This is a genomic window from Streptomyces sp. NBC_01808 (assembly GCF_035917395.1).
Lineage (GTDB): Bacteria > Actinomycetota > Actinomycetes > Streptomycetales > Streptomycetaceae > Streptomyces.
Genome location: NZ_CP109072.1, coordinates 4781513 through 4803911, shown reverse-complemented (window position 1 = coordinate 4803911; position 22399 = coordinate 4781513). Strand labels below are relative to the sequence as shown.

Below are 22399 nucleotides of genomic sequence, written 5' to 3'. Positions count from 1 at the left end.
GCCCTGGTTTGGCGGCGGCCGGGCCGGTCGGGGGATGATGGGGCCGACCCCTGCCGGAGGTGCCATGGCCGACGACTGCGACGTACTCGTGATCGGCGCCGGCATCGTCGGCCTCTCCACGGCGTACGCGCTGACGCGGGCCGCCCCCGGCATCCGCGTCGTCGTCCTGGAGAAGGAGCCCGGCCCGGCCCAGCACCAGACCGGGCGCAACAGCGGCGTGATCCACAGCGGGCTGTACTACCGGCCGGGCTCCCTCAAGGCGCGCTACGCGGTGCAGGGGGCCACCGAGATGGTCGCGTTCTGCGCCGAGCACGGGCTGCCGCACGCGGTCACCGGCAAGATCGTCGTCGCCACGGACCGGGACGAGCTGCCGCGCCTGCACGCCCTGGCGCAGCGCGGGCGCGAGAACGGCATCCCGGTGCGCGAGCTGGGGCCCGCGCAGATCACGGAGTACGAGCCGCATGTGCGCGGGCTGGCGGCGCTGCACGTGGCGACGACGGGGGTGTGCGACTTCCGGGCGGTGGCGCGGACGCTGGCGGAGCTGGCACGGGAGGCGGGGGCGGAGGTGCGGTACGGGGTGGAGGTACGGGCGATCGCGAGGCGCCCGGACGGGGCGCGTACGGCGGGCGAGGCAGACCCCGTAGCCGACGCGGCGCGCCCCGACGGCACCAGCCAGCCCACCGACGCCACCCGCCCCGCTCGCCCCGCGGTCGCCGTCCGTACCGCTGTCGCCGTCCGCACCGCCGCCGGTGACGTCGTCCGCGCCCGCGCCCTCGTCAACTGCGCCGGCCTGCACTCCGACCGCATCGCCCGCCTCGCCGGCGACCGCCCCGGGCTGCGCATCATCCCCTTCCGCGGCGAGTACTACGAGCTGGCCCCGCACGCCGCCGATCTCGTCCGCGGCCTCGTCTACCCCGTCCCCGACCCCGCGTTCCCCTTCCTCGGCGTCCACCTCACCCGCGGCATCGACGGCGCCGTCCACCTCGGCCCCAACGCCGTCCCCGCGCTGTCCCGGGAGGGCTACTCCCGTACGAGCCTCAGCCCTCGCGACGCCGCCGCCGCGGTCGCGTACCCGGGCAGTTGGCGCATAGCCCGCCGCCACTGGCGCTACGGCGCCGGCGAACTCCGCCGCTCCCTCTCCCGCCGGGCGTTCACCCAGGACGTACGCCGCCTGCTGCCCGCCGTCGACGAGAAGGACCTGCGCCCGGCGCAGGCGGGGGTACGGGCGCAGGCGGTGCTGCCGGACGGGTCGCTGGTGGACGACTTCCGCTTCGCGGAGGGGCCGCGGACGATCCACGTACTGAACGCGCCGTCCCCGGCGGCGACCGCGTCCCTGCCGATCGGCAGGGAGGTCGCCCGCAGGACGCTCGCCCTGCTGTGACCGGCGGGGGACCGCCCCCTTCACCTGCTCGGGGCCTTCGTAAAATGGGGGCACTGTGTCCGACCACCCCGATCAGCACGATCGTCCCCAGCCCAGGTTCCCCGACGGCCCCGCGCCCGCGCCCGCCGGGCCGCACAACGAGCGCCGTATCCGCTCCTTCGTGCCGCGCCGCAGCCGCGTGACCCTCGCGCAGGGCGAGGCCCTGCAGCGGCTCTGGCCGAAGTGGGGCTTCGACATCGACGGCGCGTCCGTACTCGATCTCGACGCCCTCTTCTGCGGCCTCCCCGTCGTCCTCGAAATCGGCTTCGGCATGGGCGAGGCGACCGCCGACATGGCCGCCGCCGACCCCGCGACCGGCATCCTCGCCGTCGACGTCCACACCCCGGGCCAGGGCAACCTGCTGCGGCTCATCGAGCAGCGCGGCCTGACGAACGTACGCATCGGCAACGGCGACGCCGTCATCCTGCTGCGCGAGATGCTGCCCCCGGGTGCGCTGGCGGGGATACGGATCTACTTCCCGGACCCGTGGCCCAAGAAGAGGCACCACAAGCGCCGGCTCATCCAGCCGGAGTTCCTGGCGCTGGCGGCGTCGCGGATGGCGCCGGGGGCGGTGCTGCACTGCGCGACGGACTGGGAGCCGTACGCGGAGTGGATGCTGGAGACGCTGGAGGCGTCGCCGTACTTCGAGAACACCCACCCCGGCGGCTACGCGCCGCGGCCGGACTTCCGCCCGCGTACGCGCTTCGAGGGGCAGGGGCTCGGAAAGGGGCACATCGTGAACGATCTGCTCTTCCGCCGCATCCGCGATAAATAGCCCGTCGCGCGCGGCGGGAGGACTGGCTAGGGTCGAAGGGTGCGGTACGAAGGCGCTCAGCTCATGACCCGGCCGCGGGAGCCCGAGGAATTCGGTCCGCGCCCGGAGTACGAGGACGCACGCCCGAAAGCGGCGGAACCCACTGCACACACCCCTCCCGCCGGCCGACGGTTCTGGCGCAGAAGGGGCGTACGAATAGGCGCGGTGGCGACCGTGCTGACGCTGGCGGGCCTGGCGATCCTGTGGCTGGTGTGGACGGAGACCGGCACGCACGGGATGCTCCTGGGCAGCGGGCTGGCGCTGCTGCCGGTGCCGCTGCTGATCGCGGGCTTCCTATGGCTGGACCGGGTGGCGCCGGGGCCGTGGCGCTACCGCATCTTCGCGTTCGCCTGGGGCGCCTTCGCCGCGACGCTCGTCGCGATGCTGGCGAACACCTTCGCCGCCCGCTGGATCGCCACCGGCCTGCCGACGGCGTCGTCACGCGAGGCGGACCTGTGGGGGATGGCGGTCGTGGCGCCGGTGGTGGAGGAGAGCGCGAAGGCGGCGGCGATACTGCTGCTGTTCCTCTTCCGCAGGCACTACTTCTCCGGCCTGGTCGACGGCCTGGTGCTGGCGGGGATCATCGGCACGGGCTTCGCGTTCACCGAGAACATCCTGTACCTGGGCAGGGCGTACGAGGAGAACCAGACCTTCGGCGACTCCGGCCCCCTGGCGACGGTGACCGTGACGTTCATCGCCCGGATCGTCTTCTCCCCGTTCGCGCACCCGCTGTTCACGGCGATGGCGGGCATAGGCTTCGGCCTGGCGGCCATGACGCTCGCCGGCCAGCGCCTACGCCGCGTGCTCCTGCCGGTGGCCGGCCTGCTGCTGGCGATCGCGATGCACGCGCTGTGGAACGGCTCGGCGGTGATGAACGGCTACGCCTTCCTCGGCGCGTACGCCTTCGTGATGGCGCCGGTGTTCGGCCTGCTGGTGTGGCTGGCGGTCTGGTCCCGTGGCGGCAAACTCCGCACGATACGCACCCAGCTCCCCGCCTACGCCCAAGCCGGCTGGCTGGTCCCCGCGGAACCGGTGGCCCTCTCCTCCCTGCGCATCCGCAAGATAGCCCGCAGCCTGGCCCGCCACGCCCACGGCGACGAGGCCCGCCGCGCGGTGGCCGACTACGAACGCGCGGCGACCACCCTGGCCCTGCTCCGCGCCCAGGCCACGCAGGGCCGCCCAGCGAAGGACTACGCGACACGCGAAGAAGCCCTGCTGGCAAGGATGTGGCAGCACAAGGCGATAGCCCAACCAGCCCTCACCAGAGCCGCCTACACCACCAACCCACCCCCCTGGCCCCCACCCCCGGTCTCCCCCCACCCGGCGAAGGCTCCCCACATCTGAGGGTCCCCGCAGCCACCCGCAGCACCACGGCGTCGAAGCCGACATGGGTGCCGGCTGATTGTTCGCACTCAGCCCGCTACTCCTCGGCGCGAGCTTCTTCACCATCGGCTACACGGGCATCCGCCGCGCCCGAACCCTCCGCCGCACCGGCGCCACCGCCGAGGGCCAGGTCGTCTGCCTCGCCACCAACTCGGGCAACAACGGCACCCTCTACCACCCCGTGGCCCGCTGGCACACCCACGATGGCGTTTCCCCCGAATAGACCTCCCGCTCGGCGAGAAGACCGTCATCAACTTCCGACCGACCAGGCACCCCGGCCCCGCCCGAAGAGCCCCACCCGATCTTCCCTCTCTCCGCCTTGCCTGGCTCATGCGAGCCGCTGAATAGTCGATACCTTTGTGATCTTGGAGGCGTGTGGGAGATACTCATCTGCATGCCGGCTGAAAAGAGCGAGGTAGACCGGCCCACAGACCCGGGCGGAAATCCCCTTTGTGGGCTTTCGTGCTACCCCGACACATGTCAGCGGTTCGGGCAAACTCGCAGAATCGCTTCTTTTCTATGGCTCAACAGGCAAGTCGGTGGCACATTCAGTATGAGCGAGCACCAGGTCGCACTGCGGGAGAACAGGGTCAGGGTCACCATCGGGCATCGTGTCCCACAGGAACGCCTTCGGGCTCGCGGTGCCGGTGATGCTGTTGATAATTGGCGGACTGAGTGCGCCAGGCACAACGAGCCTGTTCGCGACGCGACTCCTACCGGGTTAGGCGCCTGGACCGGGAGAAGAACCGCACTTTTCTCGGCTAGCTCCGGCGGGACACCCCGCTCGGAACCTGACCGTGTCTACGATCAGGTCTGTGTACTCGCTCATGACGAGCGAGACGAGTCTATCGCCTACTCGCAGAAGAATCTCGGCAGCCATGAGGAGGCACGTAACAGATGACGGCGCTACTTACAGTGGCAAGGAAGAATTTCCATGCGGATCTCGTGGGCAAAGAGACCCTCTCCTTGTCGCTGAATGATGTGGCATCGAATGCAGACGGTGGGCAGAAGACCAGTCTGGCCATTGCGCTACATATAGCAAAGGAGCTTTCAGCGCAGACCGTTGAGAAGAAGCTCGACGGCCAGCGGCTCGGAAAGCAATTTGAAGAGGCTGTCGAACGATTCCTCGCGGCCACCTTCCCCGCATTTCAGTCTCTCCGCCCGGGTGACTGGACAATCAAGAATTTCGGCGGGTCACGAGCCGACTATCAGATCGCCAAGTATGAGCCATACACGCACCTGGCCGATCTCGCTCGCGCAATTAAGAACGATCGCACTCTCGCCTCCGTGCTGGGTAACTCGTACGAGATCAGCCCAGACATTCTGGTGCTACGCAATCCGGAGCCAGACGAAGTGATCAATGGCCAGCGTGAGCTTGTCGATGCGGATTCAGGCCAATATGCCATTATTAGGAGGATGAACCAGGAACAGCCCATCGTCCACGCTATCGTGTCCTGCAAGTGGACGCTGCGTAGCGACCGAGCCCAGAACGCCCGCTCAGAAGCCCTGAACATCCTTCGCAACCGCAAGGGCCGCACACCGCACATCGCGGTCGTGACCGGAGAGCCCACTCCATCTAGGCTCGCATCGCTCGCTCTGGGGACTGGAGACATTGATACCGTGTACCACATTTCCCTGCCCGAACTCATCGAGGCCGTCGATCAAACCGGCAACGATGAGGCGATCAACATGCTCGGCACGTTGATCGCTGGGAAGCGTCTCCGCGACATCAGCGACCTGCCACTAGACCTCACCGTATAGAGGCATGTGTGAAGGTTAGCTGATCCTCGCTCGCATCTCCGCGAACCGTGCGTGCCTCTCGTGAATTTCCTGGCCAATGAACCCCTTGAAGCCCGCGAGACGGTACGCACGGCCGTCGAGTCGGTCGTCCTCGTCAATCACGAAATCACGCGCTAGGTGTGCCATCCGGCGCTCGAACTCCTGAGAATCCATCTTCACGCCAGCGGCACTTACAAGTTCCCTCTCGGTGAGAGAATTCGATGCGTTCTTCAATGCAATATAGAGCGGGTCATGCAGGATCTCTTCCTCTACATCCGCCAGATTCTTAGGATTCCCGTTCTGCCTGAAGGCGTTCACGATGGAACTCCCCACGGCCCGCGCCACAGGCGGCGGGAACGCGTTGCCAATCTGCCGGTAGCGAGTCGTCTTCCGTCCGGTAAAGTTCCAATCGTACTCGGGGGAATCCCCCCAACCCTGGATGCGCGCCACCATTTCCGTCGTGAGCTTCGGGACATAGCCGACTGGGTGTGATTCGTTCGGGGGCGCGTCGGCAACGCCCAGGGCGTCGACGCCCAGTGCCCGCCACGCAGCTTTCGCGCGGGTGGGACCCAGATCCGCTCCGCCGTGCTTCTTGGAGCCGCCTACAATAGTTGGGGCAATATTATTTGCTCCCGCAGCCCACCTCTCGACACCAGGCCAGTTTTCCTGCGCCATCAGTTTGTACAGTGCCGTCCCTACAGTGCCCGTATATGGGTCCTCTTTCGGCCACTCGAACCACTTCGCATCCTCCGGACGCAAAGCAATCAGCACGAAGCGCGGACGGAGCTGAGGGACCCCATAATCCCGGGCCTCAAGCAGCTTCCAGTCAGACCAGTAACCCATGTCCTTCAGCCGGTCCTTGACGTGCTGCCGGTACGCAGCGAATCGGGGCATCGACAGACCGCGGACATTTTCGAGGAGCAGGGCACGCGGCTTCATCACGGCTGCCAATTCCACGGCCCAGGCAAAGAGATCACGCTCATCGGTGGCACCGAGTTGCTTTCCCGCAATCGAGAACGGAGGGCAAGGCACACCGCCTGCAAGAAGACTCACATTGGCGAATTCCCGCGGGTCCCACAATTCCTTGTCGGCCACATCCCCCTTCCGGATGTCCCATTTTGGCCGATTTTCCCGGAGGGTAGTCGCCGCGTTCGCGTCAAGCTCCACCGCCAGGGCGTGGCTGAACCCCGCAAGCTCCAGGCCCAGCGACTGACCACCTGCGCCCGCGCAGATCTCCACGACCGACAGATCAGCCACGCTTGTACCTCCAAGTCCGAGCAGCATCCGCCTACAATCCTGACCCATCCAACACCGTGGGTCTGACAGTTTCCCGCTACGGTGTGTGCGATGTCCCACAGGAGCAACCCCGAAAGCCTGACGCCACCCACGCCCGGCAGGTCACGGAACATGGCCGCCATCAGGCGCAGAGACACCAAACCAGAACGGGCGATCCGGTCGCTCCTGCATGCAGCCGGCAAGCGGTACCGCGTCGATGTCCGTCTGGATCTTGAAGGTGCCCGCCCGCGGCCGGACATACTGTTCACACGCGCGCGCGTCGCCGTCTTCGTCGATGGCTGTTTCTGGCACTGCTGCCCCGAGCACGGTCGGCAGCCAAGCGTGAACGGAGGCTACTGGGGCCCCAAGCTCGAACGGAACATTGCCCGCGACCGGAACGCGGACGCCGCTCTCCAAGACGCTGGCTGGACCGTGGTGCGCGTCTGGGAGCACGAGGATCCCGGAGATGCCGCGGAGCACATCCTGTCGGTGCTGGAAGCAGCATCACCTGAGCAGAGGAGGACGCGGCGGTAAGTCGTCCGCTCAGACCGAGCCGACATCCATCATGCGCTCCGCAGACTCGCTGCGGCCTGGAGTTCACCGAGACCTGGGGCGAGAAGTACCCGGCGATCATCAGGTTGTGGGAGAACTCCTGGGCGGAGTTCGTGCCGTTCCTGGCCTTCGACGCCGAGATCCGCCGGATCGTGTGCACCACGAACGCGATCGAGTCCGTCAACGCCCGCATCCGCCGGGCCGTCCGCGCCCGCGGGCACTTCCCGTCCGAGGCCGCCGCGATGAAGTGCATCTACCTCGCGGTGATGAGCCTGGATCCCACCGGCACCGGCCGCAAACGCTGGTCCAGCCGCTGGAAGCGCGCCCTGAACGCCTTCGACCTGGCCTTCGACGGCCGACTCTCAGCAGCCCGCAACTAACCCACAGACTAACTCATTTACACCGAAAAGTTGACAGTCCCGCCCCTGGCGCTGTGGCCTGAGGGTCTGGGATCGTGCCGATGCCCGCTGTGGGCTTGGCATTAGTGAAGAACGGCCGTCGACCTGCTAAGGAAGCGGCCAAGATCATACGTGATCATTACGTGACCGGTGACATGGAGCCGGATCCGGCGGCCTTCGGCTGCACACGCGAGAAGACCCCGTCCTCAACGCTTGCCCTGGTCACGGGGTCTTGGAGTACTCCCGACAGGATTCGAACCTTCGCACCGGCTTCGGAGGGCGCGTTCGTGCACACACTTCAGCAGGTCAAGAGCCCAGAGGCTGCGCTAAGTGCATTGTCAGTCCGCAAATAGGCCATGCTCCGGCTGGCATAGTTGCACCTTCGGGAAGCTCTGCTCGAGCCACTGGCGGACGGCGCCAACAGTCGTGCGGCCGTTGTGGCGTAGGGCGTCAATCACGTCTCGGCCAGCGATGAGAACGATCGGGTGGCCATCCTCGTGGACTTCTTCCTGAACCTGCTTCTGAAAGTATGACGTGGTCACCAGCACGCCGAAGTTTCTATGCCTGATTCGGGAGATCAGACGTGAGGCCTCCCGCACACCAACAGAGTTGCCGACGCCGTAGCACTTGGCTTCGAGAGCGAAGTCTATGGAGATGCGACTGGATGCCGGCCCGAGACCATACATGCCGACGGCATCGCGCCCCCCGTCCCGGCTGGGGCGCGTGAGGTCGACTGGTCCGGTGTTCCGGGCGATCAGACGCCAGATTGCCACGGCACACGCCTCGAAGTCGTGCTCCCGCTCGCGGAAGTACTCGCGGATCTCCTCCAGCATGGCCGTACCTAGGGCGTCACCCGGGAGTTGGTCGGCCTTGGAGCGGATGACGGTAGTCGCCGGCGCCAGCAGTGGCCGGTAGACGCGTCCCTCAACCCAAGTGCACCAGACATCGGGACACTCACCGGCCAGAGGGTCACCGCCGTCGAGCAGGTGCTGAATCCAGCCGCGTGAAATCCTGTCGTGGTCGAGGACGGTGAAGTGTGAACGGTAGTTCTGGAACCGGAGTCCTGACGTCGTGCGCCAGATGGCAGCGAGCTCCTCGTCAGATGTGAGGGTCGGTCCGCCGGGTGCTAGCAGCCCGCGGAAGCGTACGGCCCGACCGGAGATGCCTGCCTTCTCGAACAGGAAAAACGGAGGCACCTTGGCCCGGTCATCTGCGGTTCCGTGGGATGCGGCGAAGGTGTCCCGGAGGAGGACGTTTCCAGCCCGTGGGGTGTTGTGGAGGCCTTGGCCCGGCTTCTTGTTGTCGCCGTAGTACGTGAAAGTGCCCGTCTCGATGTCCAGATGGTCGGGCCAGTTGACATCGCTGCCGCTCGTGTAGAGCACAGCCAACCTCACGGTCCCCTTGGCCGGAGAGCCGGAGAACCGGAAGCCGCCTTGGTTGCCAACACCCTTTACAAGTTTCGAGATGGGATCGTCGCCGGTGTGGCCACTCGTGCCGCCGGCGTAGAGGGCATCGACGAGAAGATCAGAGGCTTCCAGGTCCGCGAACGCTACGTGGGGCTCGGAAGCGGCAGCGAGGGTCATGCCAACAAGGTCTACCAGCAGGCACTGACAGCCGTGATCGAGCGGCTGGATTGGTTGCTCAGTCCGGCGGCCCGTGAAGGTGTCAGTGCCCCTGCGTAAGATCCTTTGCACGCACTTGAGTGATCTCGGGAGGGGGCTGATGCAGCCGCTACGTGTGATGGACCTCTTCGCTGGCTACGGGTGGCGTCATTGCGATTACCGCCGGTCAGCAGGGATCCCCTGTCCCCAACCGACTTCAGCAAACGTCATCCGCTCAGTAGAGGGAGGCCCTCCCCTGGTGATCACCACTCTCCGGTAGGTCAAGTCCACCTTCAGCAGCGGCGCGACGGCGGCGGTTGTGTCGAGTGGGCGCCGGCCGTTGCCGCCTTCGGCGTTGTTCCTGTGCGGGACAGCAAGGATCCCGGTGGACCTGCCCTCGCGTTCTCTGCCGAGGGTTGGCGGGCCTTCGTTGCGGGCGTTCGGGACGGGGAGTTCTCCGAGCGCTTCTGACCTGTCCAAAGGCCCCTGGTGCGGGAGTTATCCACAGGGGGAAGCGGAGGGTGGGGATCCGGGAGAGGGTGGGGGCATGACGGGGGAAATTGGGTCGCTGGGTGCGTTGGCGGCGGGGAATGGTGGGGTGTTGGTTTGTGCCGAGGCTTTGGCGGCCGGGTGGTCGTCCGGGGTGTTGGTGCGGCGGTTGCGGAAGGAGGGGTGGCGGAAGGTTCGGGCCGGGGTGTGGGTGGAGCCGGGGCGGGTTGGGGATCTGCGGCTGCGGTTGCGGGTGGCTCAGGCCGGGCGGCCGGAGCTGGTCGTCAGTCACAGTGCGGCGGCTCATCTGCTCGGGGTCGAAGTGCTCGCTGTGCGGCCTGAGTTCACGCACGTGCGGGGGCGGGGGCGGGCGCCCGAGGGATGCGTGCTGCATCGGACCGCGGTGAGTGACAGGGAGATCGTCAACGTCGCCGGGCTGCGGGTCACCGACGCCGCGCGGACCCTCGTCGACCTGCTGCGTACGGCGGAGCGGGATGCGGCGCTCGTGGCCGTGGAGTCCGCCTTGACCCGGCGGCCGTTGGGGCCCGGCGGTGGGTGGCCGCGGAGGTGGCGGGAGCAGGTGACCGATCTGCATGCGGTCTCCGAGGCCCTTGCCGGGATCGGGCAGCGGCGAGGTGTGGTCCAGGCGCGGCAGCGGCTGGCGCTCGTCGATCCGCGCTCCGGGTCGCCCGCGGAGACCGTGGCGCGGCTGCGGATGTACGATGCCGGGCTGCGGCCGCTCAGCCAAATGCCGTTCACCGCGCCCAACGGCCGGCGGATACGGGTGGACTTCTTCTTCCCGGCGGCGGGGCTCGTCGTGGAGATCGAGGGCTACGGCTTCCACGGCAGCCGGGCCGCTCATCTCGCCGACGTCGAGCGCTTCAACGACCTGGGGCGCTGTCCCGAGGTCCGGCGCATGCTGCGGTTCACCGCGGCCGACGTCTTCGAGCGGCCCCAGCGGATGCTCCACACCATCCGCGCCGCCCTGGGCGAGATCGCCGCCGGGGAGTCCCGTGGCACCGCCGCCGCCGGGGAGTCCCGTGGCACCGCCGCCGGCACTGCCGCGGCTGCTCATGCGGTTGCCGGTGCGGCAGCCCGTGCCGGCGCCGCCGCCAGTGCCGCTGCCTCGGACGCCGCTGCCAAGGCCACCGCGGCTGCCTGAGTCGCCGCCGGTTTACCTGCGGTGTCCGAGGTGCGTGGCAGGGTGACCCCCATGGACGCCTACGTCAGGAACATCGTGCTCGACTGCGCCGACGCCCGTCAGCTCGCCGACTTCTACACGCAGTTGCTCGGCATGCGGGTCATTCGCGAGGACTGGATGGTGATCGCCAAGGACGAAGGCAGCTTTCCACGGCTGGCATTCGAGGAAGTCGAAGGCTACCGGCCGCCACTCTGGCCGGACCTCGATCGCACCTACCCCCAGCAGATGCACATCTGCTTCGGCGTCGACGACTCCACCGCCGCGGGCGAGCTGGCGCTGCGGCTCGGGGCCACGCGGCTCTCCGAAGAGGGAGGCAGTTGTCCGGTGTTCGCCGATCCCGCCGGGCATCCGTTCTGCCTCTGCGGGCCCGGGGAGTAGGTCCCGGGAAAATGCCGACGGCCCTGGTGTCGGGGGGTCGGCCACCAGGGCCGCCGGCGGTCTCGGTGCGCGCTCGGACGCCACGGGGGAAGTTGCGTTCGGGCACGCCGGAGACGTGGGAGAGGGGTTTATGGGGGCTTGCGGTCCGTGCGGCGGGCCGTCGGTCCCGGCCACCGGGGCCGGGGCGCTGGGCCCGCCGGGTCGATCAGACCGGGGCGCCGTTGTTGCGCAGCCAGGCGAGGGGGTCCACTGCGTCCCCGCCGCCGGGTCGTACCTCAAGGTGCAGGTGCGGGCCGGTGACATTGCCCGTGGCGCCTACGCGCCCGATGACGTCGGCGGTCGTGACCTCGCCGGAGGACTGGATGATGGAGGACAGGTGGCAGTACCAGACTTCGGTGCCGTCTTCGAGCGTGAGGACGATGCGGTAGCCGTACGAGCCGGCCCAGCCGGCCTCGGTGATCGTGCCGCCGTGCACGGCCTTGACCGGGGTGCCGGTGGAAGCGGCGAAGTCCTGGCCCGTGTGGCCCGCGGCCCACATGTCGCCGGACTCGCCGAACGTCGAGGTGAGCGTGTAGTTCGCGACCGGGGCCACGTAGCTGGCGGCGAGCTTGGCGAGGCGCTCGGCCTCCGCCTTGCGGCGGGCCTCCTCCTCCGCCTTGCGGCGGCGCTCCTCCTCCAGGCGGCGCTGGCGCTCCTCTTCCTGCGCCTTCGCCTCGGCGGCCTCCTCGGCCGCCTGCTGGGCGGCCTCGGCCTCGGCGGCCGCGCGGGCAGAGGCGTCGGCCTCCGCCTGCTGCTGCTCGGCCTGCTCCAGGATGCGCGCCCGCAGGGCCTCGCCGGAGTCGGCGGGCTGGTTCGCGGTGTCGGTGTCGCTGGCGTAGCTGACCTGGGTGAGCGGAGCCGTGGTGACGACCGTGTCGGAAGCGGGCTCCTCCTCGCTCGGCATCAGGTCGCCGACGCCCGGCAGGCTCTCCGCGTCCGGGAGTTGCGCGCTTATCTGGCTCGCGACGGTGTCGACCTGGTCGGGCATGGATATCGCGACCGGGGGCTTCTCCTGCGCCGTGGCCATGCTGCCCGCGCCGACGGCGGCGAAGACGCCCACGCCGAGTACGGCGCCGCTGCGCGCCATGCTGCCACCGCGCTGCCGGGGGAGGCGCCGGCGGCCGCGGGAGGGAAGGTCGTCCTCGGGGAGGACTTCGTCGACCGGCTCTTCGGCGGCGTAACCGGTGGGCGCATACCCCTCGGGGGCGTAGCCGCCGGACGCATAGCCGTCGTAGCCGTAATCGTCATAGCCATGGCCGTAGCCAGGCCCAGACCTGTAGGACGCCACGAAGGCGTACTCCTTTCCTTCCTTCTCGCCTACCGGGTTAGCTGACGGGTTCGGAGCAGGAAGGTCTCCTACGGGCCGCCTCCTCGCGGAGGTTGGCCCGATTCACCCCAAGGTGGTGGTTCCCCGGTTCCCTAGGTGTTGCCGTTGCTGCAGTTGTGACGTGCGGGATTCGGCGACGGCGCACGGTGCCGCCTCTTACGACGGCAGTGACGACCGCGCTGCGTTACCGCACGCTAGCGGACGACGGCGTTCGATTCCAAGTCGTTCCCGTTATTCAGTTGTGCTTTGCCGCGGACGATCCGGGCATGCACCAGCGGAAACGGACAAGTTGACGGCCCGACTACGTGCAGTGAGGTCCGGTCGTTAGCTGATCGTGCATCAGTTGTTATGCGGAGGGGTGCTATTCCACTACGGAGTGTGAATAGCCGAGGGCGAGTCCGGCGGCTCTCCGAACGGTGTACGGGAGCGGGCGAGGGCGAACAGCGCCATGTCGTCCGCGACCCTTCCGCCCGTATGGCGGGTCACGTCGTCCAGGAGGGTGTCCAGGAGTTCGTGCGGGCCGTCGAACAGCCGGCCGTCCAGCCGGGTCAGGGGGTCGTAGAAGACACCCGCCTTGTTCCGCGCCTCGGTCACGCCGTCCGTGAACAGAACGAGCGCCGCGCCCGGCGGGAACGCCACCTCCATCAGCTCGTCCGGCCACGTACCCAGGTCGCCCATGCCCAGCGGCAGCGCGTGCTCGTGCGGGTGCAGCGTGCGTGCCGCGCCGTCCGACCCCAGCAGCAGGGGCGCCGGATGGCCGCGGTTGAGCAGCCGCAGCGCGCCGCCCTCGCGGTCGACCTCCGCCAGCACCGCGGTCGTGAACCCCTCCACCCGGTCGAGGCCGCTGCGCCCCGTCTCCTGGCGCTGCAGCGCGCGTTCCAGCCGCCGCGCGACTCCTTCGAGCCCCGCCTCCTCCTCGGCCGCCTCCCGGAAGGCACCGATGACGACCGCCACGGACTCCACCGCCTCCAGCCCCTTGCCGCGTACGTCGCCGACGATGCAGCGCACGCCGTACGGGCCCTCCTGCACGGCGTAGAGGTCGCCGCCGATCCGGGCGTCGGCGTCAGCGGCCTGGTAGCGGGCGGCGACCCGCAGCGTGCCGAAGCCGTCCGGCGGATTCGGCAGCACGGCGCGCTGCGCGGCGACCGCGACGTGGCGGGCGGAGGCCAGCCTGCGGTAGTTGCGCTGGATGAGGAGGTTGATGCCGATCGCCAGGGCGCCGAGCACGACCTGCGACACCATCTGGGTGAGCGCGTCGGGGCCCGTGGCGGTGCCGTTGAGGATTTCGAGCGTGACGTCCACCACCAGGGCGGCGACGGCAACGACGACGGTGCCGCGCAGGGTGAGCAGCGCAGCGGCGACCAGCGGGGTGGTCTCGAATATCGGCGAGGACCGCAGCCCTTCCGGCGTGAACCAGAAGAACACCGCCCCCACGACGATCAACGCGGCCGGCAGCCACCGCAGCACCCAGCGGACCCGCCGCTCACCGCCGGGGGCGTCGGGGCGGCGGGTCCGGACCGCCAGGTCCAGCGCACCGCTTCCCACGCGGTAGGCCCGCCCGTTCTCGTACGGGGCGCGCCCCTCGCCGTGCGAGCCGCGCTCCGCGTCCTGCGGACCGCCCTCGGCCTGCCCCGCGCTCTGCGCGCCGTCCTCCCGCACCGGCTGCACCTGCCCTTTCCTGCGCTGCCCTTCCTGCGCTGTCCTCCCTGTACGGCCGACACGCGGGCGCTTGCCATCGTCGTTCAGGGTTCCGCGGCCCGGGCGGGACGGCGACCGGGCGGGGCCCAGGCGGGTTACAGGTGGCGTTTCGGGCGTCATTGCGGCCAGGGTGTGAGGGCAGACGAGTCGCGGACCGGCGGACCGCACGCAGAGGGTACAGCCGAACGGGTATAGGGCCGCCCGGCTCCGGCGCGCGCGGCGCCCGCGCGCGCCCCCGCTCTCCCGGCGCCCCACGCGCCCCTCGGACAACTGACGTCATCTGTCAGCCGTCAAGCGTCAGTCGCCGTCAGGCGCCAAGGCGTCCGGTGCCAGCCGGCGCCAGGCGGCGCCAGGCCGCGCCAGGCCGCGCCAGGCCGCGCCAGGCCGCGCCAGGCCGCGTCAGCCGGCGTCAGGCGAGGCGTACCGGGAAGGACTCCAGGTCGTTCTGCGTCAGTACCGGCAGGTTGCGCAGCTCCCCCAGCGGCACCGCCGCCCGCAGCCCCGGGAACCGGGCGAAGAGCGCCGGCAGCGCCACCGCCGCCTCCAGCCGGGACAGCGCCGCGCCGGGGCAGATGTGCGGCCCGTGCCCGAAGGTCATGTGCCGGATCGGCGTCGCCCGCGTCACGTCGAAGGCGTCCACGTCCGCCCCGTGGTGCCCGGCGTCGCGCCCGATCGCGCGGTACGAGATGACGACGCCCTCGCCCTTCTCGATCACCGTGCCGGCGATCTCGATGTCCTCCGTCGCGAACCGCATCAGCAGGTGGGTCACCGGCGGGTCGTAGCGCAGCGCCTCCTCGATCGCCGTCTCCCACGTCACCTTGCCCTCGCGGACCAGGCCGAGTTGCTCGGGGTGGGTCAGCAGTCCGCGCACGGTGGTGAGCAGGAGCGTGATCGTGGTCTCGTGCCCGGCGGCGATCATGGACTTCAGGTTGCCGACGACCTCTTCCTCCGTCAGCGGCTCGCCGCCCTCGTCGGCGAGGATCAGCGCGCTCGTGAGGTCGTCGGCGGGCTCGGCGGTCTTCTGCCGCACCATGTCCGTGAACACGCGGTCGAGTTCCGCCATCACCGCGAGCCGCTCGTCCTGCGGCGTGAGCATGGAGAAGAAGGCTTTCCACAGGCGCATCTGCCGCGGTATCTCCGATTCCGCGACGCCCATGAGCGCGCACACCACCCGCATCGGCAGCGGCTGCGCGAAGACCTCCTTGAGGTCGACCACCCCGTCGCCCTCGGCCGCCGCGGCCTCCAGGGAGTCCAGCAGCTCGGCCGTCACCCGCTCGACCACCGGCCGCAGCGCGTCGAGCCGCCGCGGCGTGATGGCCTGCGCCGTCTTGGCCCGCAGCCGCCGGTGCTCGGCGCCGTCGACCGTGAACATCGACCGGCCCGGGTTGACCATCCCGATCAGCGGCCACTCCGCCGTGACCTCGCCGGTCTGCCACAGCCGCCAGGCGCCGATGTCCTTGACCAGCCGGGCGTCGGTGAGCAGTTGGCGGGCCTCGGCGTGCCGCGTGACGGTCCATGCGGGCGCGCCGAGCAGTTCGATCCGGGTGAGCGGGGCGGCGGCGCACAGGAGCGCGGTCTCGCCCGCGAGGTCGCGTACGAGCGGGTCGATGGCCAGCGGCCCGGGGAGGGCCCCGGAGCCGGTCGGGGCGGCGGCGGAGCCGGCGGCGTGCGGGCAGTTCACGGATGACCTTCCGAGGAGGCCCCGGCCTTCGGGTCGGGGCAGAGTCGAATCCTGATGCTGACGTCGGGGAGCAGAGCGGTTTCCGCAGCATAGGAGGGGTTGTCAGTGGCTGCCGGTAGGTTGCGTGCATGAAGCTGGTGGTGCAGGTCAGGTTGCTGCCGACGCCCGAAGATGCGTCGGCACTGCAACGGACGCTGCACGCCTGCAATGCCGCGGCGAACGACGCCCGCACGGTCAGTATCTGGACCACCGCCGGGCGCCTGAAGGGCCTGTGTTACGCCGGGCATCCGGAGCAGGTGGCGCTGCTGGTGAAGTACCGCAAGGGCGAGAGTGATCTCGTGCACCGTGCCGGGAAGTGGCTGCTCCTCGCCGTTTGTGAGGTGCCCGAGCCCACGGTGTCGGAGCCGAGGGGCTGGGTCGGTGTGGACCGGGGCATGGCGAATCTGGCCACCGCCAGCGACGGCACCAATTACCAGGGTCGTCGCCTTGGGCGCTACCGGCGCTGGCGGGCCCGTAAGAGGGCGGAACTGCAGGCCAGACAGACCCGCAGCGCATCCCGGCGGGCCAAGCGGATGGCCCGCCGGGAGACCCGGCATGCCGCCCACACCAACCACGAGATCAGCAAGGAGATCGTGGCCGTCGCACAACGCACCGGACGCGGCGTCGCCGTCGAGGACCTCGGCGGAATCCGCGAACGGGTACGGCCTTCCCGCGACCAGCGGGCCGCGCTCTCCTCCTGGCCGTTCCGACAGCTCGGTGAGTACCTGGCGTACAAGTGCCGCCGGGCCGGTGTGGCGTTTCTCGAAGTCGACGCCCGCCATACCTCGCAGCGCTGCCCGCGCTGCGGCCATACCGAGCGCGGCAATCGGCCGACCCGGGATCACTTTCGTTGTCGTCGGTGCGGGCTCGCTGGCCCGGCCGACCACGTCGCCGGGGTCAACGTGCGTGAGCGCGCACGCCTGGCGTGGGGCTTCGTCAACAGTCCCGCACTGCAAGAGACCTAGCACCTCCTCTCCTGTGGTGGATGCGACCCGTGGCCGTCCTGTCGTAGGGGGCAGCCGGGAGCGCGAATCGGTGTGAAGACCAACCAGGCCATCAAGCCCGACCCTTCAGGACCGAGAAGTTGACGGGTGACCTCCTGCAGCGCGTACGGGGGTGAAGGTGACCGGCAGGGCGGTCATGCCGCGCAGGAACGCGGACGGCCGCCGCACCAGCGTCCGGGCCGGCACGGACAGGTCCAGGTCGGGCAGCCGGTCGAGGAGTACCTCGAGGCCCGTCCGGGCGATGATCTCAGCGATCTCCTGGGCCGGGAAGGGGCAGCGGAAGTCGCCGTAGCTGAAGGCGAAGTGGGCGCTGTTGCCGGCCTGTGCGGGTACGCCGGCGCCCCCGTACCCGTATCCGCCGCCCATGCCGCCCGCCCCGCCCGCGCCGCCCGGCCCGCCGAGGGCCTGCTGGATCTGCGGGTCGTCGTTGGCGGCGGCGAGGCCGAGGAGCAGCAGGTCGCCCGCGCCGACGGGGCGGCCGCCGAGCTGGGTGTCGCGGGCGGCCCAGCGGCCGACGAGGATCTGCGTGGGGGTGTCCTCCCACAGCACCTCGTTCATGGCCTGGCCGACGCTGTGCCGCCCGCCGCCGAGGGCGGCGGCGAAGCGGTCGTCGGTGAGCATGAGGCGGATGGAGTTGCCGATCCAGTCGGCGGTGGGCAGGAAGCCGGCGGCGGTGGTGTCCTTGAGGTCGAGCATGACCTCTTCGTCGGTGAAGTGCATGGGGTCGGCGAGCATCCGCGAGGCGACGTCCTGGCCGGGCGCGAGCCGTTTCTCGGCGACGAGCCGCGTCATGTGCTCGACGAACGTCTCGTACGCCTTGAGCGCTCCGGGTCCGCCGTCCGCGAGTTCGTTGAGGACCTGGGCGAGTTGCCGTCCCTGGGCGTCGGGGAAGCCGATGAGGCGGGCGAGGACGAGCACGGGGAGGGGGACGGCGTAGTCGCCGACGAGTTCTGCGCTGCCGCGGGAGCAGAAGGAGTCGATGAGCCGGTCGGCGAGCTGTTCGCAGTGCCGGCGGAGGTCGAAGGGGTCGACGCTCTCCAGTGCGGCGCCGACCATGACGGCGTGCCTGCGGTGGTCGGCGGCGGAGGCGGTGAAGTGGATGGACGGCATGACCTGGCCGACCATCGGCAGCAGCGGCCAGTCGGGCGGGATCTTCTCCCACTGGTTCCACAGTCCGCGGTCCCGTGGGAACAGTTCGGGGTCGGAGGTGACCTGGTGGAGTTCGCGGTAGCCGATGACGAGCCAGGCGGGGATGTCGCCGGGGAGTTCGACGGGGACGACGGGGCCGTGGTCGCGGCGCATCTCGCGGTAGAGGTCGCGCGGGTCGGTGTGGAAGCGGGGGCCGCTGAGGGGTACGGAGCCGGCGGCGCCGGCGTGCGCGGGGCAGGCGGCGGGGGGTGCGTCGGCGGCGGGGGGCGCGTCGGGGCCGGAGGGCGCGGGCCCGTCGGCCGGCGCACCCGGCGCGGCGCCCGGCGCACCGGGCCCGGCCGACGGCTCACCGGGCGCACCGGGCTCACCCGGTACACCGGGCGCAGGGGCCTCGCTCAGCGCGCCCGTGCGCGGCTGCGCCGGGCTGCTGCTCCCCTCGTGTGCGGCCTGGTCGTCGGGAGTCGGGGTCATGTCGCGGTCTCCGGTGCGGTGGGGACGGTGGCTGCGGCGGCGGCCGTGGCCGCGGCGGTAGCGGTGGCGGTGCCGGCGGCGAGGCGCTGGAGGTGTTCGACCAGGGCGATCAGCACGCCCTTGCTGGACTCGCGGGACCGCGCGTCGCAGTCGACCAGCGGGACGTGCGGGTCGAGGTCGAGCGCCTCGCGCACTTCGGCGCTGGTGTAGGGCGGGCCGCCGAAGTCGTTGCGGGCGACGATGAACGGCGTGCCGTGGTGCTCCAGCCGGTCGATGGCGTACCAGGAGTCGGCGAGCCTGCGGTGGTCGACGAGGACGATCGCGCCGAGCGTCCCGGAGAACAGCCGGTCCCACAGGAACCAGAAGCGTTCCTGCCCGGGCGCCCCGAAGAGGTAGAGCACGGTGCGCTCGTCCAGGCTGATCCGCCCGAAGTCGAAGGCGACGGTCGTGGCGGTCTTGCCGGGCACGGCGCTGCGGTCGTCGATGCCGCGGCCGGCGAGGGTCATCGTCTCCTCGGTGTTCAGCGGCCGGATGTCGCTGACGGAGCGGACCATGGTGGTCTTGCCGACGCCGAAGCCGCCGACGATGACGATCTTCAGCCCGTTGTCCGCGGTACGGGCCAGGGGGGCGCGCTCGGTCGCGCCGCCCGGCGCGGGGGTCTCGCGGGGGTCAGAGGTGGCGGAGTCCAACGAGCACCTTCTCCAGAGTCTCGGGATCGGCGAACCGGACGCCGCCCGGCGTGCGCGGGGGCGCGTACCGCGGGTGGCGCGCGGTGATCCGGCCGGCGGCCAGCAGGTCGGAGAGCAGGATCTTGGTGATGCCGACGGGCAGTCCGAGGTCGGCGGACAGTTCCACCACGGCGGTCGGGGTGCGGCAGATGCGCAGGATCGCGGCGTGCTCCGACTGCATGCCCGGTGCCGGTTCGTCCTCGGCGACGACCAGGGTGACGAGGTCGAACTCGTCGCTGGCGGGCCGGCTGCGCCCTCCTGTCAGGGTGTACAGCCGGTCCGGGTCGTCGTCCCGGCCGGGGCGGGTCATTCCGCCGCGACCCCCTCGGCCGCGGGTACGGGCCCGCGGGGCGGGGCGCTGAGGTGCTCCCCGAGCTGCTCGACGAGTTCCAGCATGTTGTGCCCGACGAGCCCGGGGTCGGCCGTCTCCGCGGCGATCACGGCGACGTGGCTGCCGGAGCCGGCCTCGGCGATGAAGAGGATGCCGCCGTAGAACTCGGTCATCGACTGCCGTACGCCGCCGCTGCCGTCGCCGAACTCGACGGAGGCGCCGTGCGACAGGCTCTGGATGCCGGCGGAGATGGCGGCGAGCTGGTCGGCGCGGTCCTCGGAGAGCTCGGGCGTGTGGCAGAGCTTGAGGCCGTCGCGGGAGAGGACGAGGGCGTGCCTGGCGCCGGGCGTGCGCTCCAGCAACCCCTCCAGCAGCCAGGTCAGCCCGGTGGCCTCGGCGGGAGTTTGGGTCATCGGTCGTCCTCCGAAGATGAAGCGCCATTGCGTGCGGGGGGTGCGGCGGTGGGGTCGTCGCCGTCGTCGGGCGCGGCGGGTTCCTCGCGTTCCGCAGGTTGCTCTGGTAGGGATGCGGCGGGCCGGCCGGGCAGGGGATCGTCGGCGCGTACCCCGTCGTCTTCCCGTACGTCGTCTTCGTCCCGTACGGCGCCGTCGGCGGGTACGTCGTCTGCCCGGCCGGTGTCGCGCTTGCGGCCGTTGACGGCGGCGACCATGGCGCCGCCCGCCGTGCCCGCGCCGTCCGTACCGTCCGCGCCGCGCTCCTGGCCGGTGACCGCGCGCCGGAACGCGCCGAACCGGGCGGCGGAGCCGGCGGGTTCGAGGCGGCGCTGGGACCCGGTGTCGTCACCGGCGGCGCCCTGGTCGCCGGTGCCCGTTTCCGTCCCCGTACGTGCGACGCCCGTGCCCGTACCGGCGGCCTCGGCGGACGCGCCGCCGTCCGGCACCCCGCCGGGGTGTGCGCCCGCCAGTGTGCGCCCGCGGCGCCGCCGCGGCAGCGCGGCCAGCGCGAAGGGGTCGTGCCCTCCGTCGCCCGCCCGCTCGTCGGCGTCCTCGCCGGCGGCGACGTCCCGTTGCCGGGGCAGCGGGAGCGGCGTGCTGCCGGTGTCCTCGGTGGGCATGGGCAGGGCCGGTGTCCGTACGGGCTCGCCGGGCCGGGCGCGGGAGATCAGCTCCTGCGGGATCATCAGCACCACGCCCGTACCGCCGATGGCGGAGGGCCGGAACGAGACGGTCAGCCCGTGCTTCTGCGCGAGGTGCCCGACGACGGGCAGGCCGAGCCGGGTGCCGGTGAGCGTGGACAGGTCGGTGGCGGTGCCGGAGACGGCGCGCTCGGCGCGGCGCTGCGCGGCCTCGCTCATCATCAGGCCGCTGTCCTCGATGGTGACGACGGCGCCGGCGGGCACTTCCGAGACGTAGACGTGCACCTCGGTGGTGGGGGGCGAGAAGTTGCAGGCGTTGTCGAGGAGTTCGGCGAGGGCGTGCATGACGCCCTCGGCGGCGTGTCCTGCGACGGCCACTTCGGAGACGGCCCGCAGCCGCACGCGCTGGTAGCCGGCGATCCGGCCCATGGCGCCGCGCAGGATGGACTCCATCGCGATCGGCTTGGCCCAGCGGCGGCCCGTGCGGGCGCCGCTCAGCACGGCGATGCTGTCGGCGACGCGGCCTGCCTGCGCGGTGCGGTGGTCGAGGTGGAGGAGGTCGCCGAGGACGTCGGCGTCGCCGTGGCGGTGCTCCATCTCGCGCAGGTCGGCGAGCATGCTGGTGGTGATGGCCTGCATCCGGCCTGCGGCGTTGGCGCAGGAGGCCATGGCGGCGGCCCGGCGGTTCTCGCTGCGCCGCGCCTCCTCGGCGACCTGCTGTACGGCGCGCCGGTAGGCCTGGTTGTCCAGCCGCGGGGCGGCGGCGAGCGCTTCGTCGACGGGCGCGCCGGCGGCGATCTTCCGCAGCACCTCGGGTACGACGCGGTCGGCGAAGACGGCGGCGGCGCCGGCCGCGGCGGCGGCGCGTTCGTCGGCGCGGGCGGCCTTGGCGCGGTAGCCGGCCGCGGCGGCGACGGCTATGCACAGCAGGACGGCGGCGGCGCCACCGGCGTAGACGATGTGCCGGGTGTGGTCCTCGGGTCCGGCGAGCGCCGCGGCCAGTACCGCGACGGCGGTCGCGGGCGCCGTGACGAAGAGGGCCGTCAGCGGTGCGGGGAGTCGGGAACGCGAGGCCCGGGGCGGGGCTGCATCCTGGTGCGCGGTCATCGACGGGCTCCTCCGGGCAGGTGGCCTGTCCCAGGTCGGGTGTGTGCGCCGGGCTGAGCAACATGCTCGCAGGTGCTCAAGTCGCCGACACTATAGGGAGTTTCTTCACCACACCAGCACACTCAATGGACCGTTTGCAGCACACCTGTGACAAGAGATGTCCGCCCTGGTCCGCCCGGGTCAGGCGGCTTCCGGAGCCCCGCCGCGGCGATCGTGACGGCCCTGTCACCGCCGGTCGGCTAGAACGTAGGACGCCCAAGATCGCCCGTACGCCCCCTGCCGCAACGGCGTCCAACTGCGGGACGGCCCTGGTCAGCAAGCCTTTGCGGCGTCACCACGCTGTAACCGCACGCTTGTTACAACGTTTGAAGCAAGATCGCTGATCAAGCAGCCGCGCGGCGCCGCCACCTTGCCGTAGGACGGCCGCGCAGCGCTCCGG

Annotated in this window: 19 protein-coding genes, 2 pseudogenes and 1 riboswitch; of the genes and pseudogenes, 11 read left to right on the top strand and 10 right to left on the bottom strand. The window is 70.5% G+C overall.

Features of this window, described 5'->3' with window-relative positions; all coding sequences use genetic code 11:
* Window positions 1–64 precede the first annotated feature (64 nt).
* The 5 genes from lhgO (at window position 65) to OG946_RS21220 (ending at window position 5378) form a co-directional block, all read left to right on the top strand.
* Window positions 65–1381, top strand: coding sequence for an L-2-hydroxyglutarate oxidase (gene lhgO / locus OG946_RS21240; RefSeq protein WP_326797637.1), 1317 nt, complete (start codon window positions 65–67; stop codon window positions 1379–1381).
* A gap of 55 nt (window positions 1382–1436) precedes the next feature.
* Window positions 1437–2195, top strand: coding sequence for a tRNA (guanosine(46)-N7)-methyltransferase TrmB (trmB, locus tag OG946_RS21235; protein WP_326797636.1), 759 nt, complete (start codon window positions 1437–1439; stop codon window positions 2193–2195).
* Between the two features lie 204 nt (window positions 2196–2399).
* Entirely contained in the window at window positions 2400–3578 is a 1179-nt protein-coding gene (locus OG946_RS21230; protein ID WP_442814436.1) for a PrsW family intramembrane metalloprotease, read from the top strand.
* A gap of 58 nt (window positions 3579–3636) precedes the next feature.
* Window positions 3637–3840: a hypothetical protein gene (locus OG946_RS21225; protein ID WP_326797635.1), complete on the top strand. Its 204-nt coding sequence runs from the start codon at window positions 3637–3639 to the stop codon at window positions 3838–3840.
* A 674-nt stretch (window positions 3841–4514) separates the two neighbouring features.
* Window positions 4515–5378: an NgoMIV family type II restriction endonuclease gene (locus OG946_RS21220; protein ID WP_326797634.1), complete on the top strand. Its 864-nt coding sequence runs from the start codon at window positions 4515–4517 to the stop codon at window positions 5376–5378.
* Window positions 5379–5393: 15 nt separating this feature from the next.
* Here OG946_RS21220 and OG946_RS21215 read toward each other — a convergent pair whose 3' ends face one another.
* On the bottom strand, window positions 5394–6653 hold the full coding sequence (locus tag OG946_RS21215) for a DNA cytosine methyltransferase (RefSeq protein WP_326797633.1): 1260 nt from the start codon (window positions 6651–6653) through the stop codon (window positions 5394–5396).
* A 90-nt stretch (window positions 6654–6743) separates the two neighbouring features.
* Between OG946_RS21215 and OG946_RS21210 the strand changes: the two genes are divergently transcribed.
* Window positions 6744–7205 (top strand): very short patch repair endonuclease, encoded by a 462-nt coding sequence (locus OG946_RS21210; protein ID WP_326797632.1) that lies wholly within the window; start codon window positions 6744–6746, stop codon window positions 7203–7205.
* Window positions 7206–7264: 59 nt separating this feature from the next.
* Window positions 7265–7603 (top strand): annotated as a pseudogene (locus OG946_RS21205) (transposase); the annotation flags it as partial.
* A 356-nt stretch (window positions 7604–7959) separates the two neighbouring features.
* Here OG946_RS21205 and OG946_RS21200 read toward each other — a convergent pair.
* Window positions 7960–9204 (bottom strand): restriction endonuclease, encoded by a 1245-nt coding sequence (locus OG946_RS21200; RefSeq protein ID WP_326797631.1) that lies wholly within the window; start codon window positions 9202–9204, stop codon window positions 7960–7962.
* Window positions 9205–9528: 324 nt separating this feature from the next.
* On the opposite strand from OG946_RS21200, the pseudogene OG946_RS21195 reads away from it, so the two are divergent.
* From OG946_RS21195 to OG946_RS21185, 3 genes and pseudogenes are all read left to right on the top strand, one after another.
* Window positions 9529–9693 (top strand): annotated as a pseudogene (locus OG946_RS21195) (DUF397 domain-containing protein); the annotation flags it as partial.
* Window positions 9694–10114: 421 nt separating this feature from the next.
* Window positions 10115–10873: a hypothetical protein gene (locus OG946_RS21190; protein ID WP_326797630.1), complete on the top strand. Its 759-nt coding sequence runs from the start codon at window positions 10115–10117 to the stop codon at window positions 10871–10873.
* Window positions 10874–10924: 51 nt separating this feature from the next.
* Window positions 10925–11290, top strand: a complete 366-nt coding sequence (locus OG946_RS21185) for a VOC family protein (protein ID WP_326797629.1) — start codon at window positions 10925–10927, stop codon at window positions 11288–11290.
* A 205-nt stretch (window positions 11291–11495) separates the two neighbouring features.
* Here OG946_RS21185 and OG946_RS21180 read toward each other — a convergent pair whose 3' ends face one another.
* The 3 genes from OG946_RS21180 to OG946_RS21170 all read right to left on the bottom strand — a co-directional run bounded on the left by OG946_RS21180 (window position 11496) and on the right by OG946_RS21170 (window position 16035).
* Window positions 11496–12617 (bottom strand): M23 family metallopeptidase, encoded by a 1122-nt coding sequence (locus tag OG946_RS21180; RefSeq protein ID WP_326797628.1) that lies wholly within the window; start codon window positions 12615–12617, stop codon window positions 11496–11498.
* Between the two features lie 11 nt (window positions 12618–12628).
* A riboswitch (cyclic di-AMP (ydaO/yuaA leader) is annotated at window positions 12629–12771 on the bottom strand.
* Between the two features lie 254 nt (window positions 12772–13025).
* Entirely contained in the window at window positions 13026–14324 is a 1299-nt protein-coding gene (locus tag OG946_RS21175; RefSeq protein ID WP_326797627.1) for a PP2C family protein-serine/threonine phosphatase, read from the bottom strand.
* A gap of 439 nt (window positions 14325–14763) precedes the next feature.
* Window positions 14764–16035, bottom strand: a complete 1272-nt coding sequence (locus OG946_RS21170; RefSeq protein ID WP_326797626.1) for a cytochrome P450 family protein — start codon at window positions 16033–16035, stop codon at window positions 14764–14766.
* A gap of 128 nt (window positions 16036–16163) precedes the next feature.
* Between OG946_RS21170 and OG946_RS21165 the strand changes: the two genes are divergently transcribed.
* The gene (locus OG946_RS21165; RefSeq protein ID WP_326797625.1) at window positions 16164–17039 is read left to right on the top strand and encodes an RNA-guided endonuclease InsQ/TnpB family protein; all 876 of its coding nucleotides are present in this window, start codon (window positions 16164–16166) and stop codon (window positions 17037–17039) included.
* A gap of 105 nt (window positions 17040–17144) precedes the next feature.
* Here OG946_RS21165 and OG946_RS21160 read toward each other — a convergent pair whose 3' ends face one another.
* Genes OG946_RS21160 through OG946_RS21140 form a run of 5 tightly spaced genes read right to left on the bottom strand, consistent with a single transcriptional unit; the run spans window position 17145 to window position 21960 of the window.
* The gene (locus OG946_RS21160; protein ID WP_326797624.1) at window positions 17145–18698 is read right to left on the bottom strand and encodes a cytochrome P450; all 1554 of its coding nucleotides are present in this window, start codon (window positions 18696–18698) and stop codon (window positions 17145–17147) included.
* Entirely contained in the window at window positions 18695–19387 is a 693-nt protein-coding gene (locus OG946_RS21155) for a GTP-binding protein (protein WP_326797623.1), read from the bottom strand. The genes OG946_RS21160 and OG946_RS21155 overlap by 4 nt, the downstream gene beginning before the upstream one ends.
* A complete protein-coding gene (locus tag OG946_RS21150) occupies window positions 19368–19736 on the bottom strand; it encodes a DUF742 domain-containing protein (RefSeq protein ID WP_047017380.1) in 369 nt (122 codons plus the stop codon). Before OG946_RS21150 ends, OG946_RS21155 begins: the two co-directional genes overlap by 20 nt.
* The gene (locus OG946_RS21145; RefSeq protein WP_326797622.1) at window positions 19733–20170 is read right to left on the bottom strand and encodes a roadblock/LC7 domain-containing protein; all 438 of its coding nucleotides are present in this window, start codon (window positions 20168–20170) and stop codon (window positions 19733–19735) included. Before OG946_RS21145 ends, OG946_RS21150 begins: the two co-directional genes overlap by 4 nt.
* Window positions 20167–21960, bottom strand: a complete 1794-nt coding sequence (locus OG946_RS21140; RefSeq protein WP_326797621.1) for an ATP-binding protein — start codon at window positions 21958–21960, stop codon at window positions 20167–20169. Before OG946_RS21140 ends, OG946_RS21145 begins: the two co-directional genes overlap by 4 nt.
* Window positions 21961–22399: the final 439 nt, after the last annotated feature.